This window comes from Neisseria sp. P0021.S007, from assembly GCF_051956855.1.
Window position 1 is genome coordinate 1 of record NZ_JBQCXA010001634.1, and the last position, 452, is coordinate 452.

Below are 452 nucleotides of genomic sequence, written 5' to 3' on the forward strand. Positions count from 1 at the left end.
GGCTTCATCTACTCCGGCCTGCTGGACGTACAAATTACCGATGTTGCTTTGGACAACATGCCTAAAGCCCCTGTCAAAGTGATGATGAACGTTGGTAACCCTGAATTGGCATTCAGCTTCGCCAACCTGCCTAGCGAAGGTATCGGCTTGGCGCGTATGGAATTCATCATCAACCGTCAAATCGGTATCCACCCTAAAGCCTTGTTGGAATTTGACAAACAAGACAATGAGTTGAAAGCGGAAATTACCCGCCGCATCGCCGGCTATGCCTCTCCTGTCGACTTCTATGTCGATAAAATCGCAGAAGGTGTGGCAACTTTGGCTGCTTCGGTTTATCCACGCAAAACCATCGTCCGTATGTCTGACTTCAAATCCAACGAGTACGCTAACTTGGTGGGTGGCAGCATCTACGAACCACACGAAGAAAACCCAATGTTGGGCTTCCGTGGTGC

General features: G+C 49.6%; 1 protein-coding gene. It reads left to right on the forward strand.

All coding sequences use genetic code 11. The features are described from left to right. Positions 1-452 (forward strand): putative PEP-binding protein (locus ACTHUR_RS20650; RefSeq protein ID WP_440400662.1); only part of this gene is annotated, 452 nt, incomplete at both ends.